Here is a 263-nt window from a genome sequence, read left to right as displayed (position 1 = left end):
ACATACGCCTGGCGCGCCGCGGAGTCATCGGTGCGCAGGTAGTGTCCGAGGTTTTTCTGCAGGTGCTTGGCATCCTTGACCGCGTCCACCAGCTGCAGCGCCGCAACCTGGCAGCTCAACCAGAACGCCTGGTGGCTCTCGTCCAGCGGCAGCTCCAGACGCCCCATGAAGGTCAGCAGATCGGAATACACGCCCTTGATGTGCCGCTGATACAGCCGCTCGGCATCCAGGGCCTGGGCATCTGGCTTCGCGTTGATCAGCGC

The 263-nt window shown here is 63.9% G+C and carries 1 pseudogene; it reads right to left on the bottom strand.

Going from position 1 to position 263, the window contains the following annotated elements:
- A pseudogene (locus AAEZ09_RS28550) lies at positions 1-263 on the bottom strand (Na/Pi cotransporter family protein); the annotation flags it as partial.

Origin of the sequence: Pseudomonas sp. 65/3-MNA-CIBAN-0223, assembly GCF_040310425.1 — a bacterium.
In the GTDB taxonomy this organism is placed as follows: domain Bacteria; phylum Pseudomonadota; class Gammaproteobacteria; order Pseudomonadales; family Pseudomonadaceae; genus Aquipseudomonas; species Aquipseudomonas gregormendelii.
The sequence above is the reverse complement of the archived record's forward strand: the minus strand, read 5'-3'. Positions and strand labels throughout refer to the sequence as shown.